Consider the following 19851-nt stretch of genomic DNA (forward strand, 5'->3'; position numbering starts at 1 on the left):
ATGAAACGCGCCATGCTCACGCCTCTACAGACGTGGTGGGATCGGTCGATCCGGTTCTGTCGCCGCGACCGCGCGCGATCGCCTCATCGAGCCGCGCGCGCGATCCGGCGGCCAGCCGCTCGACGCCGAGCAGTCGCGCCAACTCGCGCGCCGGATCCGGCTCTTCCAGCAGATCGGGATTGTCGCGGACAACCGCCGCCAGTTCCGCCAGCGGGATATCCGGGATTGCCCGGCGCGCCTCATCGCCATGAGGCGACCGATAGGGATGGAAGTCGGTGACGGCGCCCGCTTTCCAGATGAACTCCCCGCTCGATTCCTGCGTCCGGTCGTAGCCGCGCAGGTGCATATCGATCCGATCGCGAATCTTTCCACCGGTGCGGAGCCAGCCATGCGCGCGGGCGACGCGCTGGCACAATATGTCGGTGCGAAGCGGACTTTCGGTCTCGATCACCGCGGCGATCATTGCGCGCAACGCATCGCGATAGGCGAATTCGTAGAATTGATCCGGATCCGCCGCGAAGCCGGTCAGATCGGTGATCCGGTAGCGGCCGTCCTCAGCCGCCCGGATCATCGGCGCGGCGACCGGCACCGCGTCGGCGATCCGAACCGGCATAGCAGGGGCCGAAAGTTCTGCTGCCACTAGCTCGATCTCGATCGGCACCGGCGCGGGCGTCACCTCCTCGCTCAGCCCCGCCGCCGCGTCGTCACGGATTTCCTCGATCGCCTCGATCTCATGACCCATGTCCCAATGCGCAGTGACATCGGTGTCCGGGTCCGCCGCGCGGCTTGCCTCCAGCAGCGCCTCAAGCGCCGCGTGCAGCCGATCCGCGCACCCGGCGGCGTCATACCACCAGTCGGTCGACCAGACGCGTAGCATGTTCCAGCCGAGCCCCGTCAGCACCTGCTCGCGCACTTTGTCGCGATCGCGCGCCGTCGCCGCGCTGTGATAGGTGGCGCCGTCGCACTCCACGCCGGCGAGATAGGCTCCCGGCCTGTCCGGATGCCGGATGCCGAGATCGATGCGGAAGCCCGAGATGCCGACCTGCGGCATGACCTGCCAGCCGCGCTGTTGAAGCCGCGCGGCCACCGCCTCCTCGAACGGCGATTCAAACCCTCCGACCGAGCCGATGTCCTGCGCCGGCAGCGCGATCGCGCCGCGCTCGGCATAATCTAGGAACGTCTTCAGATGATGGACGGCGGTCGCCTTGGTGCGCGTCGGATCGATCTGGTCGGCCGTAAAGCCCGAAAAGACGACCAGTTCCTGCCGTGCACGCGTGACGGCAACGTTCAGCCGCCGCTCGCCCCCATCGCGGTTGAGCGCGCCGAAGTCCATCGTCAGTTTGCCCGCCGCATCCTTCCAGAACGTTATCGAGAACAGGATGACGTCGCGCTCGTCACCCTGCACATTCTCCAGATTCTTGACGATGATCGCCTCGACGCGCTCGTCCGCGAAGAACCACTCGAGCGCCGGCTCGCGGCGCCGGGCGGCGTCCAGCAGGTCGAGGATCAGCGACTGCTGCTGCGCGTTGAAGGTGATGACGCCCAATGTCGGCCGACTCTTCTCGGGAAGGTCCAGCCACGAGCGCATGCGGGCGACCGCCTCGTCCGCGACGGCCTGCGCCTCGATCCGGTTGGTCCGGCTCTTGCCACGATCGTAAACGCCGCCCGGCACCTTGCGCAGCCTCACGGCCCTGTCGTCCACCTGCGGCGACGGGAAGGTGACGAGCCGGTTCTGGTAATAATGGTTGTTGGAAAAGGCGATTAGCGATTCGCTGCGGCTGCGATAATGCCAGCGCAGGTCACGCACCGGGATGCCCGACGCCTTCGCTTCGTCGAGGATGCTTTCCATGTCCTTTTCATGGTCGGCGACATCGTCGTCATCGTCGTTGCTGCCGAAGAAATTGGTCGGCGGCAGCTGTTTGGGATCGCCGACGATGATTGTCTGGCGCCCGCGTGCGATGGCGCCGACCGCATCCCAGGTCGTAATCTGCGAAGCCTCGTCGAAGATCACGACATCGAACAGCGCCTGGTTGGGCGGCAGATATTGCGCGATCGACAGCGGCGACATCAGCATGCACGGTGCGAGTTTCGAGAAGGTCTCCGGCATCTTGCCGATCATGTCGCGGATCGAATGGCTCGGACGCTGCAACTCCATTTGATAGCGCAGCAGGCCCAGTTCGGACGCGCGCGGCACGCTCTGCACCGGCGGCAGATTGTGCGCGAGTGCGCCGATCACGCGGCTGGTGGCATGCGTGCGGACAAGATCGTCGATCTCGCGGAATTCGACGATCGCATTTTCGTGGCTGAACCGGCGAAAATCGCGCAGCACCGGATCGCCGTCCAGCGCCGCTGGCAGCCACCAGCGGGCATAACCGAGCTGGAACGCCTGGCGTGCGCGATCGGCGGGCACGACCCCGGCCGCGATCTGCTCGACCAGCGCACCGAGCCCTGCGGCGATCGCCCGGTTGCGGATATGGCACCATGCCGACCAGTCTCGCAACAGGTGGCGCGCCTCCATAAGTGCGGTCAGCGAGGCGGAGAGGGTCGCCAGCGCATCCGGCGCCGCATCGAGCGCGATGTCGCGCCCCGCCGCCCTAGCGAAGCGGCTCCGCGCGCCGTCAAAGCCCTGTCGGGCGGCCAGCAGCCTGGCCCCGGCCTGCCAGAGCCGATCGCTCTGATCGCGCTCGCGCAAGGCGGCGGCGACGCGTTGCGTGACACGCTCCACCGCCGCCGCATCGCGGCCGTCCAAGCGCAGCGCCGTGCGCAGCCTGCCCGCACGGTCGAGGATATCGGTGATCCGGGCAGCGTCCGTATCGAGCCCGGCGACCGGCAGCGGCCGGCCGGCGAGCGGCGTAGCGTCAATCCTCGCCAACAGATCCTGCATTCGCGCGAGCAGCGGCAGATCGGTCGCAGGATCGGACTCACCATCATCGGCATAGCCTTGCAGCAGCCGCGCCACCTTGCGGGTGCCGAGCATCGAGAGCGGCCAGATCGAGGCATTGGCGTCGCGCCACTGGCGGTCGAGCGCATCGGTGTCGATCGCCCGCACGGCATCGAGCGTGAAACTCGCCGTAAGCTGTCGCTTCGCCTGGCGAAAATTCGTGATCGCCGATTGCAATGCCGCGAGGTCGCCTGCCAATTGCGCAAAGCCAGGATCGAAGGCGATCGAAAGATCGTACTCGCGCCCCGCCTCGACCGCGTCAGCCAGCGCGGTGAGCGTCGCGAGCTCGTTCGTCACCGACTGGTCGGTCGCAGCGACGCCGAGTGCGCTGCGCCAGCCATCGAGCGATCCCGCAAGCAGATCGGCGGCGTTGCGCAGCGATTGCGCAGCGGTGAGCAATTCGTCCTGCCGTGCCGCGCCCAGCTCTTCGATATCGACCAGATCCAGCGCGGGCCGTCGCTCGACCGAGGCGAAGACCAGCCCTAATTCCCCGGCGAGGTCTTCGAGCGCCGCCAGCGCCTGCGCGTCGTGCGTTTGCCCGCGCGGCCAGTCCAGGGCCGGCGCCGGAGCATCGGCGTCACGCAGCGCAACGCCCAGCGCGAGATAGGGCGTCCAGCCGTTCGGCGAGGGACGGTGCAACGCCTCCACATAAGCGTTCAACGTGTCGCGGCGCAGCTTCAGCCGCTCGTTCACAGCGATCCAAGCTGCCGGATCGACCCGCCCGCCATGTTCCCAAGCGGCCTTCAGCTGCGCGAGGAAATGCCGCCGATCAGCCTTGCTCGAATGCAGCTCGATACAATGATCGCCCAGCCCATGTTCGCGCAGGCGGCGGTAGACGACGTCGAGCGCTGCCGTCTTTTCCGCCACGAACAGCACCGTCTTGCCGACCGCAAGACAGTTGGCGATCATGTTGGCGATGGTCTGGCTCTTGCCCGTGCCCGGCGGCCCGACGATCACGAAATCGCGCCCCTCTGCCGCCGCGAGGCTGGCGGCGGTCTGCGAGGAATCGGACGGCAGCAGGCTAATGATGTCCGCCGGCGCATAGACGCGATCGAGGTCGCGCTCGTCGCGGATCGCGGGCTCGCCGCCGTCCCCGCCGAACGGCCGGTCCGGTGTGTCGATCAGGTGGCGGACAACCCGGTTCTCACGCAGCGCCTCGGTCCGCTCGACCAGATCCTTCCACATCAGGAACTTGGCGAAACTGAAGGTCGACAGCGCCGTGTCATCGACAACCTCCATGCCGGGCACGTCGCGTACCGCCTGGCGCATCATCGCCAGCACGCGCGGCACATCGACGCCGCTGTCGTCGACCGGCAGCTCGCCGCCGAATTGCGGCAGCCGGAGATCGAAATCGCGCTCCAGAAATTGAAGCAGCGTCGCATTGAAGCGCGGCTCATCCTCGTGGAAGCGCAGGCGGAAGGGGGCACTGGCGCTGCGCCGCTCCAGCTTTACGGGCACCAGCAGCAACGGCGCGCGATAACTGCGCTCGTCCTCCGGCTTCTTCTTCCAACGCAGGAAGCCGACCGCCAGGAACAGAGTGTTGGCCCCGCCCTCGGCGAAATCATTGCGCACCTGCCGGTGCAGATCGATCAGGCGCGCTTCGAGCTGCGCCGCGTCCAGCGGCGACGGCAGTTCGTCGCGTTGCAGGGCCTCGGCGGCAAAGCCGCGCTGGAGATCGCGGCCGTGCACCTCGCGATACAACGCCGCGTCGCGCTCACCGAGCGGGTTCTGCTGCGGCAGCGATACGATCTGGATCGCAGCACCGTTCGCCAGCCTGTCCTCCAGATAGGCGACATCGGTGCAAAGGAACGGGATCGTCTTCTTCGACTCTGGAAAGTTCAGCAGCCGGTTGCGCAGGGTGAGGTCGAGCAGTTTCTTCTGCCAGCGATCGATGCGCCCGGCGGCGGTGGTCGGCTTTTCCTCGACCGACAGGTCCGGCAGTTCGTTGAACGAGGGGGCCGCGGGCAGGGCCAAGGCCGAGGCGGACACATCGTCGTCATCACCCAGGGCATCCTGCCGCGCCTCGTGCGAGGCGAGCGGGGTGATGCCGCCGCTGCGCGCGCGCCGCACGTCGATGGCCGCGACGAAACCATGCGCCTGCTCCTCGCTCATGCGATGGTCCAGCGCGCGCTGCGCCGCATCCAGCGCCATCGGCGGGCGGTGGGTGACCCCGGTCGTCTCGAACACAATCAGTTCGCGCGACGCCAGCGCCTTGCGAACCTCCATCTGGTCGGTCTCGATCGTGTTACCGAACGTCCGCTTCGTCAGCCAGACGCCCACCGCCGCATGGCCGTGGAACATCAAAAGCACAGGATAAAGTCCGGCCCCCTCCAGCGCCGCCGCGATCAGGAGGGTAGTATCGAGGCAGGTGCCGAGCCGCTCCTCGGCGATCGTGGCGGGGCGGCGCACCTTCTGACCGCGATCTTCAAAACTGGCCGGCGGCTCGGCATAATGGATCGCCATCGCCGCGACGGCGGAATAGATCGCCGCGGCGAGCATGTAGCTGCGCTGCGGATCGCCCGACTGGTAACCGTCCAGCCCGCTGGGATGGCCGTGCTCGGCCAACCGGTCGGCGGCGCTGCGCAGGATGCGGGCGACGGCCGGGTCGTTCGGCATCACGAAGGCGGGCAGCAAGTGCGCCATGTCGGCGACGCCGCCCCATTCGTCCCGCGCGAGCAGGCGGACCGGGAAGCGTTGCTCGTCGAGCACCGCATTGTCCGCCGACAGCCGCAGCGTGATCTCACCGCGCTCTGCCTCGTTCAGTCCGGCGAGATAGTCGGCGTCCAGATCGACCTTGCGATCGGCCAGAGGAAGGTTGTCGCCAGGGACGAGCCGGTCGATCGTCCAGGACTTAGGCCGCAGGAACGCGGGAGACGAGGTCAGGTCGACGCGAATATTCTCTTGATGCTTGCCGGCGGTATTATCGATCCGAATGGAGCGGACGACGGGTATCGCGTTCTGATAGGAGGCATAAGTGAAGCTTCCCGCAATATCCGCGGTAATGGTCGGATTGGCCGCGACAGCGTCTCCGGCATCTGCCCCGATCGGGTTTTGCGCGCTAAGATCTTTCATAAATTCCCCCGTCCCTACGGGAGGTTAATCGAGCAACTTCGCTAAAAAAAGACCAAATTGGTTCCTGATCGGTTCGATCGATCTCGCGTGATGTGCGGCGGATTTTAACGAGCATGGTTCGAAAGCGGTCAGGCTGCTTTCCGCCCAACTCCACCCGATCGCGGTGTATGCCCGGACGCATGAACGAACGGCCGCTTATGGCCGCCACTATCGAAAAGCGGACCGGCGGCATTCCACCCTTTCCTCCTTTCCTCCTTCTCGTCAAATGATCGAACGACGGCTTCCTGCATCGACGACAGATCGGCTGATTGAGTGAGATTGGACCGCAAGCAAAACTTAGATGTCTGCGTTCGCGATCGTGATCGGCGCCGAGCGATCGACACGCGCGGTGGCTTGGTGCAGCGCAGCGGCATAAAGCGCAGTCGCGTCTCAGGCGCCAAACGCCAGAACTCAGATTGACAATCCGCTTGCTCGCGAATGAAGGAGTGTCATTTGCTCCAAACTAAGCGCTTCCACGATGTCCCGCAGCCGCTTAACCGACAGGCCCAAGGCGCTTAGGTCCTCAATGCTTATCTCGTAACTTGGAGAGTACCGCGCCTCAACATAGGCGCGCTTGAGCAGCTGAAAACGGCGGCGATCGACGCGTGTGGCGCGCGGCCATGCGTCTACAAGCCGCGGCTCTTTATCCTCGGAAAGCGAGCGCAAGAACTTGATATTGTGCGAGCGGGGGAAATACATCGTACGCACTAACAAGAAGCAGGCATATGCTCGCTCAGTGGCTTGATGGAGCGTGAATGCCGCAAGGTTGTTATCTCCCAGACCTTGGTAGAATTCCGCGCCGACGAGCAGATTGCCAATGCCTACATACCAATGGTCGAAATACTCCTGCGCCATGCCGAGCGCATCCGCCGCCGTGAGCGGCTTGGGCGCCGCCAACGCGTGCTGCGGCAGCTCATACAGCACCACCCCGTCGCGAACGATATCGACCCAGAAATACTCGCCGCGCTGAAGCGCCTTGTTCACCTCGTCGAGGGTGTGAACGATGATGTTGACCGGCCGCTGAACCTTCGGATCGTGGAGGATCTTGTCCTCCGCGATATACCAGTAGGCGGCAATGTCGGTCAGATCCTCGTGGCTGACGATGACCAGCAGATCGAAGTCCGACTGGTAGCCGTTCTCGGGCTCGTCGACCCAGTCGCTCCGCGCATAGCTGCCGAACAGGATGATCTTGAGGATCTTGCCGTTCTTCTTCCACGGCTGGGTACTGGTCGAGATCGCCTGCGCGAACTCGGCCATCAGCGTGTCGCGCACGCGCGCCAGCTCGGCCTGCTGGACATCGGGAAGGTGGTCGAGATCGACGCGCATGATCATTTCCTAGCTGTGGCTTGCCGTTTCCTCAATGTTCCTGCGGTCATTCGCTAAACTGCATGAGGTGAGCGATGGCGGATCCCAGCAGCCGCTCAACCTCGGCGACGGTGATGTCGAGCTCGGCGGCGATCTGGAAATAGTCGAGATTGCGGTAGCGTGCCCGGTCGAACACCTGACGCTCGGGGTCGGGCATCGCGTCGAGGGCATTGCGCAGTCTGCGAAGCTCGCGATTCATGATCATTCTCCTGTCGCATGCCGGCCGGAGCCGGGAGAGAGACGGCACGGGACCGCGACAGGAGGCGGGGCGCACCCGGCGGGCCGGAACGAAGTGGAGGACCTGGCGCCGAAGGCCCAGGTTGCGCGGCGCCGGCGCGGGCCCAGGACGGATCGCCCGGCTCCGGCCTGCGTGTCGGCGGCGATCATCGCCGCCGGTGATCAACGATCGCAATGCCAGCGCTGCGCGCCTTGTCGAACAGATTGTCCTGGATGCCGCCGCCCGGGAAGATGATGATGCCGCGCGGCATCAGACCGATCACCTGATCGTTGCGCTTGAAGGGTGCAGAGCCACGGCTGTGCTTGGCGAAGTCGGGCGCAATCGGCACCTGCGGCACCTTGCGCTCGCGCGCCCAAAGTGCGGCGATGTGCTCGGCTCCGGCGCGTGATGCGCCGTGGAGCAGCACCATTTGCGGGTGGCGGCCATGAACCTGGTCGAGCAGCTGCCAGATCTTGCGATGGTCGGCATAATCGGCACCGCCGCTGAGGTAGATGCGCTCGCCCGGCGGTACGAGCAGCTTCGCGTCGGCATGACGCCTGTCGTTGACGAATTGGCGGCTCTCGATGACGGCGGCAGTCATGGCGCGCCGGTTGAGCATCGATCCGCTGCGGGGCAGCCAGGGTTTACGCAGATGAAGGCGGAACTGCTCGGCGAAGGCTTCGCGAAACGCTTCCATTGCGTCGCGTCGCTCGATCATGGTGCGGCCTTCGGCAATCGCGGTTTCCAGCCCGACCGACCTGACCTCGGAACCGTCCTGCTCGCGCTGCAGCCGGTGCTGGCTAAATTCGTTGCCGTCGAGGTCGCGCTCGATCCGCTCGACCGCGCGGTGGAAGACGTTGGTGAAGCCCCAGAGCAGATCCTCCAGGTCGGGCTCGAGGCGGGTGTCATCGAGACAGGCGATCATCGCATCGAAGGTGTCGGCGGCGGCGCCTTCGACCATCCGGCCCTCAGGTAACGGACGGGGATCAAGCTCGTCGTCGAATGGCCTCCGCCCAAACAGTTCGAGCTCCTGAAGAAGCTCTGAGAATTGCGAGCCCTGCGGCTCCTCGCGATCGTCTTCGGTCATGGCCTGTCTCCCGTCTGCTAGCCGCGCCCTCGCGGCCTTCCGGCGACACGAGGCGGCGGGCGGCGCGGGCGCGCACCTCCAGCGAAGCCGCCGGCGAAGTCGGGGAGGCCGAAGCGCAGCGGAGGACGGCGAAGCCGGCTATTTTGCCTCGCGATGCAAAGCGGGCCTCAAGCCCGCGGCGGAAAATAGCCGGGCGGCGCCGTTGCGCGCCCGCGCCGTATGCCGACCCGTCGCCCTCTCGAAGGCCGGGCGCGGCTCCTTGCAGATGGCAGGAATGGCGTGGCGTGCGACCGGCGGCGGCACGCATTCAGGACAATGAGAGCGCATCCTCATGCTGGAGCTGCGGGCGAAGGTGTCGTGCCAGCGCCTCGACCCCATCGGCGCAGAGGTCGCTGTTGAAATCGTCGAGCCGGGAATCGAGCGGCAGCAGCTCGACACCCGCCGCCACCGCGCGCGCCGACAGTGCGGCGAACGCCATCGCCCCTGCAGCATCGGCTTCTCGCGCGACATAGAGGCGGCGGAGTACCGCCGAAAAATTGAGCGCGGCGAGATGATTGGCGGACAGGCCCGCGATCATCGGCATACGCGGCAGCACCATGCGGAGCGAAAGCATGGTCTCGACGCCTTCGCCGAAGATCATCACCGGACCCGCTGCCCCGAAGCGGACGCCATTGCCAAGCAGAGTGCCCATGGCCCGTCGCGGGCGGACAAGCCGGGCCTTCGTACAGTCGCGCGGATCGAGCCAGGTCCGCTGGACCCCGGTAACGGTGCCGTCTTCCTCGGTGACCGCCGCGATCAGTGCCGGCATTGCTGATGGCGTGTCCGGCGGATCGTCGCTGCTGCGTCGATGCCAGCAGCGCGGATGGAAGCGGAGCCACCGCTCGGCGCGGATGCCGGTGATGCAACGGATGCGCAGATAGCGCTCGGCGACCGTCGCGCCGATCAGCGCGGAAGCCGCGAACAGGCGCTGGGCCGCCTGAGGCGAGCCATGCGCCACAGGCTCGCTATCTTCGAATGCCGGCTGCGGCAGCGACAGGAAGTGACGCGCCTCGGCGAGCGTGTCTGCAAGCGCGAGGTGGCTGCAATGCGCGCCGATCAGGTCGAGCAAGTCGCCATGTTCACCGGTCGCGGCATCTGTCCATTTACCGGCCGCGCCCTTGCCGCGATCGGGGCCTTTCAAACGCACATAGAGGCTTTGCCCTTTGGAACCGTGGACGTCCCCGGCGATCCAGTAGCGCCCGTCGCGATGGCCGGCGGGAAGATAATGGCGACAGACGGCTTCGGCACGCTGCGCAAGCTGCCGGGACAGGTCCGAGGCATGGGCCATGACGGGCTCCTGCAAAAGAAGGGGACCCGCCGCGCGCGACGGGTCCCCGGGTCGCCCAAGCTATTCGGCAGCGATGGCGAGCGGCGCTTCGTCCTCACCTTCCAACGGCTGCTCGGCACCCGATACGGCCTCCGCCGACGCCGCTGGCGGGACCGGTCCCGGCTCAGCGGGGGTGCGGAGCGGCTCGGCAAGCCAACCGCTGCCCGCGAGCAAAGTCTCGGCCTCGCGCGCCATGTCGGGCTTCTTGAAGCCGGTGAGGCGGACCGAGACTTCCGGCCCCTTCGCTTCCTCGACCGCGGCGAGGATCCGCAGCTTGGTCACGCGGCCGAGATAATTGTCGACCGTCGCCGACCAGCCCGCCGCGACCGGATCGAGCCCGGCCGCGCGGGCGAGGATATGCGAATGCTCGATCCGGCCTGCGACCGCTCGCGCCGACACGCGCCCGTCATTGTAGCGGTTGGCGGGTTCCCACACCGCATTGATGCCGAACGCGGCGCAGTGCGCGAAGAGCATCGCCTGACCTTCAGCGCTGAGACCGCCGAGCGCGCCCCAGAGCTGGTCCGGATCGTCGGGCAGTCGCGCTTCCCAAGCCTCGTGTCGCTGGTCGATCGCCCGCGCCGAGGGACAATCGGCGAGCCCCGGCGCCTGGGTCCCGAGACTGCCGCCGCGCATCGAAATGCCGACGCAGCTCTCGGTGCTCGAATAGGCATAGAAGGCGTCAAGCACGAGTGCGTGCAGCACGGCGGCGAACGCTACCTCCGGGCTGAGCGCGACCGCATTGCGGAGCGCCAGGGTCCGCCACGTGGTGAGCTCGGTGACGAGCCGATCGGGAAGCGGCTTGAGCAGATCGTCGGGATCTTCGTCCTCGTCGGTCTGCTCGCCCTGCCCGACCATTGCGTCCGCCGCGCCATCCTCGGCGTCGCCACCGGGCTCGCGCACCTCGACATCGTCGTCGGCGCCGTCTTCGCTGGCGACCACTGGCTCATCCTCTGGACGGACATAGCCGCGATCGATGTTGAGATTGCCGAGATGATCGATCGTCACGAACACGCCAGCGCGCGCCATCGCCTCGGGATCATAGGCAAGCGGCCGCTCCACCAGCGCCGCGATCTCTTCGTCGATCGCATTCACCCGGACATGGACCTCGTCAGGTATGTCGCGCGCCTCGGCCCATTCGGCCTCGAGCGCGTCGGCTTCCTCGCGAAGCACCGCAAGCCGTGCTTCCTGCTCCTCGGTAAGGTCGGGCTGCGCGCCTTCGATCGGACGCATGCCGTCGTCATAGGGGTACGGCAGGTCGACCGCGGCGACGACCCATTTCCAGCCCTCCATGCCGACGCCCTCTGCCAGGGCACCGAGCTTGTCGGCGACCAGCGTCTCGAGCAGGCCGACATCCTGCAGCCAGCCGCCATCGTCGTCCTCAAAGAGGTCGCGCAGCACATAGCCGCCCGCCGCCACATAGGCGTCTAGGCCGACGAAGCGGGCGCGCTTGTCGGTCGCGCGCACCGCCTGCTCGGTCAGCTTGCTGCGGATCATATAGGGCTGCTTGTTGTAGCTGGACTGGAGTTGCTCCCAGACCTGCTCCTGACGCGCATGGTCCTCGGACACTGAGAACGCCATCAGCTGCTCGAGCGTCATGCCGTCCTCGGCATAGACCTCGTGCAGCGCAGGCGAGACCGAGGCGAGGCGCAGGCGCTGCTTGACCACCGCGGGCGTGGTCATGAACGTGGCCGCGATCGTCTCGACGTCCGTGCCCTGCCCGGCGAGCTGGCGCATCGCGCGGAACTGGTCGAGCGGATGCAGCGCCTCGCGGTGGGTGTTCTCAGCAAGCGAATCCTCCTCGGCCGAGATCTCGTCGTCCTCGCGAACGATGCACGGGACCGGCACGGTCCGGGCGAGCCGCTTGGCCTTGACGAGCTGCTGGAGCGCGCGGAAGCGGCGGCCACCGGCCGGCACCTCGAACTTGCCCGTAAGATTGCCCTCGGCGTCGCGCTCGGCGCGCACGGTGAGGCTCTGCAACAGCCCGCGCCGCGCGATGTCCGCGGCGAGCGCATCGATCGAGACGCCGCCCTTCACGCGCCGGACGTTCGACTGGCTGAGCACCAGAAGGTTGAAGGGAATGTCCCGGGATGCGCTGAGCGCGATCTTGGTGTGCTTGGTCATCGGTCTTCTCCAGGACGGGCAGCCGGGAGACTCTCTCTCGGCCCTCAACCCGTCATGGAGCCGGCGCAGCCCTCTACCTCTGAAGGAGGAGAGGACCGCGCCGACACCGCGCCGCCGGGACGTGGCCCCTACCCCACCGCAGCGAGGAGCTTCGACGCCTTGCCTTCGAGATCGAGCCGCGCATCCTGGTGCGGTCTAGCCCGCGCCAGCGCGGTGATCCCCTGGACGAAGTCGAAGATCGAGGTGGGCGGATGCCCTTCCTCCTCGAGCACGGTGGCGATGATCCGGCCGGTCTCTGCTTTGGAGAAGCCGCGCTTGCGCAGGAAGTCTTCCCGATCCTCGTCGGTGCGCGCGACGATCCGGGCCCGCGCCGCCATGATGCCGGACATGAAGGGCTGGGGCGATGAGGTCGCGAAAGTCTCGAGCGCGGGCGCAGCCTCGTGCGCGAAGCGGTTGGCCGCGAACTTGGAGTGGCGAATGCTGATCTCCTCGAAGCCCTCGGCACCCCAAATGTTTCGGTTCATGCAGACCGCCCGGAGGTAGAAGCTCGCCATGCCGAGCGTCTTGGCGCCGACCTCGCTGTTCCAGCAATAGAAGCCGCGGAAGAACAGGTCGGGGTCGCCATTGGGGAGGCGGCCCGCCTCGATCGGGTGGGCATCATCGACCAGGAACAGGAAGACGTCGCGGTCGCTGGCATAGAGGGTGGTCGTGTTCTTCGTCACCTCGACATGCGGATTGTGCGTCATGGTCGACCAGTCGAGCAGCCCGGGCACTTTCCAGCGCGTGTCGCCGGTGCCGTTGCCGGCGATCTTCATGACGGCGGCGACCAGCTCATGGTCCCAGATCCGCCCATAGTCCGGGCCGGTGACCGCGCGCAGCTCGGTGCGTCCGTCCTCGGTCTCGAGCGTCTTCATCAGCTCTGCGCGGTGGGACAGCAGCCCGTGCTGGAGGTTGATGCCGGCGAGCGGGGCGGGCAGCTCACGCAGATAGCCCGAGGGCGCTCCCACCAGGCTGCACAGCTGGCCGAACGACCAATGGGTCGGCGCGACGGGCTCGTCGCGACCGGGCACGATCAGCGCCAGGTGCTCGGTATTGTCCCGGCTTGCCTCGACCCGAACCTCGCGGGTCTCGACGGTGCGCGTGGTGGCGCGCCGCGCTCGCGCCATAGTTGCTGCATGCAGTTCGCCGAGCGAGAGGTAGCGCTCGTCGTCGGGCCGCGAGAACCATTCGGACGAGACCCGCCCGATGCGGGATCCGCGCGAGATGTCGACCTTATAGGGCGCGGAACGCCGAGGCGGCTCGGATGCGTGGTTGAGGACAGTCGCCATGGAAGTTCTCCGCGACGGGCGCTGAAGAGACTCTCTCTCAGCCTTGACCCGTCACGGCCGAACCGGCCGCCCTCTCCCTCTCTCATCCGCTAGGGCGTTGCGGGGGCGCCGCACCCCGCAGAAGGGGTACGTCCAGACGCAAGGCTAAGCGTCAGGGGAAGGCCTTCCGCTTCCGGCATGCTGCCGCATCCGTTTGCTGTTCGCGTGACACCTGAGCGCTCAGCCCATTTGCTTTATGCCAACCCTAGCGCTCATCAGCAGATTATAGAGGGCCGCTATTCCGCTGCGAGTACCGCGCGCCGCGCAATAGGTGAAAACGACCCGCTGCTTGGCGCGGGTGAAGGCGGCAAAGAAGCCGGCTGTTGCCTTGGACTGATTCCCCGCGAAGCTCCACCAAGCGCCATCGATGGGCTGGGCGTCACTGGCGTGGCGAGCGGGCCATTCGGGCTGCATGCCGCCGAGATCTGGCTCTACGCCGCGATCATGGCCCGCCGTCGAGCGGTATGTCCGGGGAAAGATCGAAACGGCGCGGGTTGTCGATTCACGCCTGATCATAGTCGAAGGTCGAAGATCGGCGCGGCCCGCCGTGTGCGAACCGCAGCAGCACGACGGGGACCAGCGCGTCACCCAGCGCGACCTTTGCGCGATAGTCCGCCATCAGAATGCGACGCCATCGTCATCGGATGCATCGCCCACGCTGCTGACACCGCCTTCGCCGCGCCTGCGCCAACGCGCTGCCTGAGAACTTCGCCCTCTTTGTGGCAGACTGCGATCGGTCAAAGCCAGGCCAAGTTCGTCGTTGCGGATGTCGATCAACTCGCCGAGGCGCTCGGCAAGGCCAAGAACAATCAGGACATCGGCGAGCGTGCCGATGCCGATGCCCGGCTCGCCCTTCTCCAACCGGGTTATAGTGCTGGGCGACGCGCCGGACCGCAGCGCGAGGTCAGCCACAGACATCCGCCGCCGGAGTCGTGCCGAACGAAAGTCGTTGCCAAGCTGGCGCAATATCAGTCGAGACTTAGGCGAGGACATAATGCAGCATATATAACGCGCAAACCCCATTAATCAGTCAAATATGACATGTTAATACAAAGCAGCCAGCTTGCAGCCTTTTCATCGCGCGAGGCAACGCGGCTTGACGGCTCTCAACGGAAATCATGGCTGCGCACCTTGATCAGGTCCTCCGCATCGGCACCGCTCGGAAAAGGCGGCGAGTAGAGACCGCGCGGCCGCGGCCGCCAGCCCGGATCGCCGCGATCCGGCGCCCCGGCATGGGTCGCACCGTCGCCACGCCCGAACGTCACCGGCAGCAGTGCGATCGCCTCCACCTGCACATCGGTAGCGGCGGCCATGACGACATAGGCGTCGATCGCTGCGGAATGTTCGGCCAGGACTAGTCGCGCCAACGCAGCGGCACGCGCAGGCTCGCCTTCATCGAGCGCGTCCCAAGCGTCGTCAGCGAGGCGGCGATAATCCATCGTCTGCGGCCTAGCTGGCATCCACAAGTATCAGCACAAGCAGATCAACGGGATCGCCCGGCCGGTCCGATGACACCTGCTCGAGATGGATGGTGTAACCGTCGCCCTCATGCTCGCGGACCCGGCGTACCAGATACTGAAACGAAGCCAGGTCGATATCGCGGTCGCTCGCCGGTTTCAGCGACGCGCCACCTTCTGTTCGCGTGAAGAGGAAATTGCCGCCACCCTCAATAAGCTCATCGATGAAAGCCAACGCCGATCCCCCTTTATTACAGCCCGTGTCGAGGGAGCCGCGGGACTTGTCCAGCGGTGCTGCTAGGCGGCGAGCTCGGCTGCAGGCGGCGCGTCAGCATGCACGCGCTGCCACGCCTCCACAGCTTCTGCCGAATAAACGACCCGTCGGCCGATCTTGCGGAACGCCGGCCCCGTGCCTTGCCACCGATATGTCTGCATCGTCCCAACCGTGTATCCGAGCTTCGCCGCCGCCGCACGGGTGTCGAGCCACTGCGTGCGTATGACAGCGCCCAGCACCGGGTCGGCCGCGGGCAACTGGCGCTCTGCATCCTGCGCCCAGAACGCCTCGAACGGGTCCTCGTCGGCGCTGTCGGGCGGAGCTACCTCCAGGCCTTCGCCAAGGCAGCGAGCGATCTCGTCGGAAATGCGCTCGGCGGCCGACTTGAGCGGATGATCGGAAAGATGGGTGTAGCGCTCGGTGGTCTTGGCGCTGCGGTGGCCGAGCAGCGCGCCGATGATCAGCATGCTGTCGCCGGTCGCAGCGCCGATCGACGCAAAGCTGTGCCGCAAATCGTGAATGCGCACATCGTCCAGACCGGCGGTCTTGCGAACGCGGACCCAGACCGCCTGCAGGTCGGTGACATGCGTGCCGTTCTTCTTGCCTGGCAGCAGATAGGGGTTTCCTTCGATTGGGGGTGTCATGGCGATGATCCGCATGGCCGGCCCGCCCAGATGCACCACCTTTGCGCCGGTTTTCGAATCCGGCAGGCGCAGGCAGCGGTGATAGCGGTCGATATAGCTGTGCTTGAGCTTCAGGATCTCGTTCTTTCGGCAACCCGTCAGCATCAGCAATCGAAGCGCGGCGATCGCATACTGGCTCTCCACCCCAAGCGAGGCGGCTGCGGCCAACGCCTCGCCTAGCCGCGCCAGCTCAGCGGGCGACAAGAACCGCTCCATCTTCTTTCCGGGGAACTTGCGCACGCCAATCGCAGGATTATCGGCGCGAAGCTTGCGCTCGACTGCGACACCCAGCATCGCGCTCACCGTAGTCACGCATTGGTTGGCAGCACCTTTGCCGCCGCGGACGCGCGATAGCCTGCGATGACCCTTCTTCAGCGTCCGCGCGGTCTTCCCGGCAGCGATATCGCGCAGCATCTGTTCGATGTCGCTGCGTTCGATCTTCGACACCCGCCGCTTCCCAAGGAGCGGCAAGATATGGTTTTCGATATTGTTGCGCGCCTGACGGATCGAGCTCTCCTTGGCGGTAAACAGCGTCTCGTTCAGATAGGTCTCGCTCAAATCGGCGAGCGTGAGTTCTTTCCGCTCTCCGATTCTTTCTTGCTGAGGGTCGATGCCATCTACGACTTTTCCTAAAAGGCTTTTCGCTTCGCTGCGTGCGGTTTCTGGCGTCCAGGGCGACCCATGCGGGCCAATCTTGAAGCGGCGCTGACGTCCCTCGATGCGGTACTGGAGGACATAGACCAGCTTGCCCGCAGCCGATATTCTCAGCCCGAAACCAAGGACATCGCTGTCCCATACGAAGCGGTCAGTTCCATCGGCCGAGAGGCCATCGACGATCCGCTTCGTAATTCGAACACGATCGCTGGACATGCTGTGATACTCCAACCCCGACTTCAGCCTTCCCAGAGCGTCCGAAATTTGGAAGCAGATCGGAAGCAAGAGGCAGAATATCGTGGGTTGAATTTTCGCGCTCTAGGATAGGCGAGTCAAGAAAAAACGGCTGAAATCGTAGGTTTAGAAAGACTAGCGCAAGTAAAAAAGCGTCTTGGTAAGGCTGAGGTCGTGAGTTCAATCCTCACCGGCAGCACCATTTTTCTCCCGATCGCGCGCATTTAGCGCCGTCGGGGGCACACCCGATCTCCGACGATGCCTCTGTTCACGCCGCCCGGCTACGATCCAGTCGTGGCAGCAGCAGGAAGAAGCCGGCCGCGGACAGCGCGAGCGCGACGGACAGCAGCGCCATCGGCGCCAGGTTGCTGCCGGTGGCGTCGCGGACGGCTGGCACCGCGTTCTGGGCGACGAAGCCGCCGAGATTGCCGATCGAGTTGATCGCCGCGAGGCCGGCGGCGGCATGGGCGCCGGTCAGCAGCCGCTGCGGCACGCTCCAGAACATCGGCTGTCCGGCGAACACCGCCGCGGCGGCGAGGCACAGGCACGCGAACTTCACCGCCACGCCGGGCAGCACGACGCTTCCCATCAGCGCCGCCGCGGCGATCAGCATCGGGCCGACGATATGCCATCGGCTCCCTCCCCGCCGCGCGGCATGGCGCGGCACGAACCACAGGGCGAGGCCAACGCAGATCCAGGGCACGACGTTCAGCATGCCGTTCTGGATATTCGACGCCCCAAAACCGCGCACGATCGTCGGCAGCCAGTAGCTGAGACCATAGGCGCCGAGCGGCATCGCGAAATAGAGCGCCGCCAGCCGGAGCACGTCGGGATTGACCATCGCACGCCATGCCGATCCTTCCACCACCTGCGCGGGTTCGGCAGCGAGCGTCCGGGCCAGCCACGCCTTGTCCGCGTCGGTGAGGAAGCGTGCGTCCGCCGGGCGGCTGGGCAGCATCAGGAGCACGACCGGTGTCATCAGCACCGCGGGCAGCCCCGTTGCGACGAAGATCCATTGCCAGCCCGCCAGGCCCCACAGGCCGCCAAGCTCCAGCAACGCACCGCCGATCAGCGAGCCGACCGCATTGGCGACCGCGCTGGCGATCATGAACCATCCGACCATCTGCGCGCGCCGCGCCTGCGGGTACCAGAGCGTCAGGACGAACAGCACGCCGGGAAAGAACCCCGCCTCCGCCGCACCCAGCAGGAAGCGCAGCACGTAGAACATCGTCGCGTCGCGCGTGAAGCCGAGCGCGACGGTGATGAGGCCCCATGTGCCCAGGATCCGCGCGAACCACACACGCGCGCCGACGCGCGCTAGGATCATGTTCGACGGCGCCTCGAACAGGAAATAGCCGAGAAAGAACAGGCTGGCGCCCAGGCCGTACGCCGCCTCGGACAGTCCCAGCGCGTCGACCATCTCCAGCTTGGCATAGGAGACGTTCTGGCGGTCGACATAGGCGAGCAGATAGAGGACGAAGAGCAGCGGCATCAGCCGCCGGCTGATCCGCCGCAGGACGCGTTCGCCCTCTGCGGCGTCGGCAATGCCATCGGTCGACCCCAGCTGCTCGCGCATGTCCGCTCCCCTCTCTCAAGCCGCGTATGACGGCTAAGGGCCTTCGGGACCAGCGAAAGCGGGCGAAACCTCCCGTCAGTTCTCGCGGAACGCCCGCGCAAAGGCGTCGCCGAGCGGGGCGAGCAGATAGTCGGCCAGCGTCCGTGCCTCGGTCTCGATCGTCGCGGTGACGGGCAGGCCGGGCTGGAGCGTCACGCCCTCCCCTGCCAGCGCATCGGGATCGCTGACGATGATCTGCGCGCGGAAATACTGGCCGGATCGTTCGGCGATCGGTGCGGGCGACAGCGCGGTAACGCGGCCGTCGACGCTGCCGTGCGTGCGCGGATTGACGCTGGTGAAGCGCAGCTTGGTCACTTGACCCACGCGGACATCGTCGATGTCCTGGGGACGGATGCGCGCCTCGACGATCAGCGTCCGCCGGTCGGGTACGATCTGCATCAGCGTCGCGCCGCCGCCCACCACCGACCCCTGGCCGATCGCGGCCAGGCTCGACACGCGGCCTGCGACCGGCGCGCGCAGTTCGGAGAGCGAGGCATCGTACCGGGTGACGCGCAGCGACGGCCCGAGTTGTGCAAGCTGTGCCTCGATCTGGCCGAGTTCGGTCACCACCTGTGCCATCTGCGTCTCGCCGAGCCGCGCCTGTTCCAGCCGCGCCTTGGCGATGCCCGCGCCGCCGGTGACGGTCTGCGTCTCCAGCTCCGCCGCGGCGCGTTCGAGCGCGCGGACCTGCGTACGGCGGGCATAGCCCTTCTCATAGAGGCCGCGCATGACGCGCAGTTCGTCGCGGATCAGCGCGAGCTGCCGCTGCGCGCCGCTGCGGGTGGCAACCGCCGCATCCGAATCGGCCGCGGCCATGCCGCGCTCGGCGGCGCGGATCTCGCGGTGGCGGCGAAAGATCGCCTGCTCAGTCGCGATCGCCGACGCGGCGGCCGGCTGGCCGGCGCGAGCCGTAAGCGCCTGGGGAAAGGCGATCGCGGCGCTGTCGTCGCGCTGGGCGATCAGGCGCGCCTGCCGCGCGAGCAGCGCGTCCCGCCTGGCCTGTGCCTGTTCGAGCAAGGCCCCGGCACGGGTGCCGTTGAGCTCTACCAGCGGCTGGCCCGCGATCACGCGCTGTCCCTCGGCCACCCGGACACGGGTCACAACACCGCCGGCGGGTGGCTGGATGACGATGCGGTCGCCGCTCGTCGTCACTTCGCCGGGCGCTACCGCCGCGCCCGAGATCGGCGCCAGGAACGCGAACAGCAGCAGCGCGCCGAAGAACAGCCCCGCGACGACAAGGCCGGTGCGAACGACATGCCGCGCGTCGTCGAGCGGCCGGGCGACCGCCGGCTCCCAAATTGAGAAGGCCTTGCTGCCGGGGGCTGCGCCGCCGGAGTGGAGAAAGTCGAGTTTCATGGC

14 protein-coding genes are annotated in these 19851 nt (G+C 66.4%); all 14 read right to left on the reverse strand.

All coding sequences use genetic code 11. The features are described 5' to 3' along the window. Positions 1–16: 16 nt before the first annotated feature. Entirely contained in the window at positions 17–6013 is a 5997-nt protein-coding gene (locus tag RS883_RS14150) for a DUF3320 domain-containing protein (protein ID WP_315760824.1), read from the reverse strand. A gap of 450 nt (positions 6014–6463) precedes the next feature. Beyond that, the gene (locus RS883_RS14155) at positions 6464–7378 is read right to left on the reverse strand and encodes a HEPN domain-containing protein (RefSeq protein WP_315760825.1); all 915 of its coding nucleotides are present in this window, start codon (positions 7376–7378) and stop codon (positions 6464–6466) included. A 46-nt stretch (positions 7379–7424) separates the two neighbouring features. Further along, positions 7425–7616, reverse strand: coding sequence for a sigma factor-like helix-turn-helix DNA-binding protein (locus tag RS883_RS14160; protein WP_315760826.1), 192 nt, complete (start codon positions 7614–7616; stop codon positions 7425–7427). A gap of 184 nt (positions 7617–7800) precedes the next feature. Continuing rightward, complete coding sequence (locus RS883_RS14165) at positions 7801–8721, reverse strand: DUF2493 domain-containing protein (RefSeq protein WP_315760827.1); 921 nt, start codon at positions 8719–8721, stop codon at positions 7801–7803. Positions 8722–9028: 307 nt separating this feature from the next. Further along, a complete protein-coding gene (locus RS883_RS14170) occupies positions 9029–10048 on the reverse strand; it encodes a DUF7146 domain-containing protein (RefSeq protein WP_315760828.1) in 1020 nt (339 codons plus the stop codon). Between the two features lie 60 nt (positions 10049–10108). Beyond that, positions 10109–12208: a ParB/RepB/Spo0J family partition protein gene (locus tag RS883_RS14175; protein WP_315760829.1), complete on the reverse strand. Its 2100-nt coding sequence runs from the start codon at positions 12206–12208 to the stop codon at positions 10109–10111. A gap of 128 nt (positions 12209–12336) precedes the next feature. Beyond that, positions 12337–13536 carry a DUF932 domain-containing protein gene (locus tag RS883_RS14180; RefSeq protein ID WP_315760830.1) on the reverse strand — a complete coding sequence of 400 codons (1200 nt, stop codon included), beginning with the start codon at positions 13534–13536 and terminating at the stop codon, positions 12337–12339. A 219-nt stretch (positions 13537–13755) separates the two neighbouring features. After that, a complete protein-coding gene (locus tag RS883_RS14185; RefSeq protein WP_315760831.1) occupies positions 13756–14091 on the reverse strand; it encodes a hypothetical protein in 336 nt (111 codons plus the stop codon). Positions 14092–14193: 102 nt separating this feature from the next. Beyond that, positions 14194–14487, reverse strand: coding sequence for a helix-turn-helix transcriptional regulator (locus RS883_RS14190; protein ID WP_315760832.1), 294 nt, complete (start codon positions 14485–14487; stop codon positions 14194–14196). A gap of 194 nt (positions 14488–14681) precedes the next feature. Further along, positions 14682–15014 (reverse strand): hypothetical protein, encoded by a 333-nt coding sequence (locus RS883_RS14195; protein WP_315760833.1) that lies wholly within the window; start codon positions 15012–15014, stop codon positions 14682–14684. Positions 15015–15024: 10 nt separating this feature from the next. Next, positions 15025–15267 (reverse strand): hypothetical protein, encoded by a 243-nt coding sequence (locus RS883_RS14200; protein WP_315760834.1) that lies wholly within the window; start codon positions 15265–15267, stop codon positions 15025–15027. Positions 15268–15329: 62 nt separating this feature from the next. Beyond that, the gene (locus tag RS883_RS14205; protein WP_315760835.1) at positions 15330–16859 is read right to left on the reverse strand and encodes a tyrosine-type recombinase/integrase; all 1530 of its coding nucleotides are present in this window, start codon (positions 16857–16859) and stop codon (positions 15330–15332) included. A 286-nt stretch (positions 16860–17145) separates the two neighbouring features. After that, a complete protein-coding gene (locus tag RS883_RS14210; protein WP_315760836.1) occupies positions 17146–18453 on the reverse strand; it encodes an MFS transporter in 1308 nt (435 codons plus the stop codon). Positions 18454–18528: 75 nt separating this feature from the next. Further along, a complete protein-coding gene (locus tag RS883_RS14215; protein WP_315760837.1) occupies positions 18529–19848 on the reverse strand; it encodes an HlyD family type I secretion periplasmic adaptor subunit in 1320 nt (439 codons plus the stop codon). Positions 19849–19851 lie beyond the last annotated feature (3 nt).

Source organism: Sphingomonas sp. Y38-1Y, from assembly GCF_032391395.1.
In the GTDB taxonomy this organism is placed as follows: Bacteria; Pseudomonadota; Alphaproteobacteria; order Sphingomonadales; family Sphingomonadaceae; genus Sphingomonas.

Bases quoted from the DNA above. Each gene is read 5' to 3' on its own strand.
- RS883_RS14165 (WP_315760827.1), bottom strand. From the start codon at position 8,721: ATGACCGAAGACGATCGCGAGGAGCCGCAGGGCTCGCAATTCTCAGAG.
- RS883_RS14170 (WP_315760828.1), bottom strand. From the start codon at position 10,048: ATGGCCCATGCCTCGGACCTGTCCCGGCAGCTTGCGCAGCGTGCCGAA.
- RS883_RS14195 (WP_315760833.1), bottom strand. From the start codon at position 15,014: ATGGATTATCGCCGCCTCGCTGACGACGCTTGGGACGCGCTCGATGAA.
- RS883_RS14155 (WP_315760825.1), bottom strand. From the start codon at position 7,378: ATGCGCGTCGATCTCGACCACCTTCCCGATGTCCAGCAGGCCGAGCTG.
- RS883_RS14205 (WP_315760835.1), bottom strand. From the start codon at position 16,859: ATGTCCAGCGATCGTGTTCGAATTACGAAGCGGATCGTCGATGGCCTC.
- RS883_RS14185 (WP_315760831.1), bottom strand. From the start codon at position 14,091: ATGATCAGGCGTGAATCGACAACCCGCGCCGTTTCGATCTTTCCCCGG.
- RS883_RS14150 (WP_315760824.1), bottom strand. From the start codon at position 6,013: ATGAAAGATCTTAGCGCGCAAAACCCGATCGGGGCAGATGCCGGAGAC.
- RS883_RS14175 (WP_315760829.1), bottom strand. From the start codon at position 12,208: ATGACCAAGCACACCAAGATCGCGCTCAGCGCATCCCGGGACATTCCC.
- RS883_RS14210 (WP_315760836.1), bottom strand. From the start codon at position 18,453: ATGCGCGAGCAGCTGGGGTCGACCGATGGCATTGCCGACGCCGCAGAG.
- RS883_RS14215 (WP_315760837.1), bottom strand. From the start codon at position 19,848: ATGAAACTCGACTTTCTCCACTCCGGCGGCGCAGCCCCCGGCAGCAAG.
- RS883_RS14160 (WP_315760826.1), bottom strand. From the start codon at position 7,616: ATGAATCGCGAGCTTCGCAGACTGCGCAATGCCCTCGACGCGATGCCC.
- RS883_RS14180 (WP_315760830.1), bottom strand. From the start codon at position 13,536: ATGGCGACTGTCCTCAACCACGCATCCGAGCCGCCTCGGCGTTCCGCG.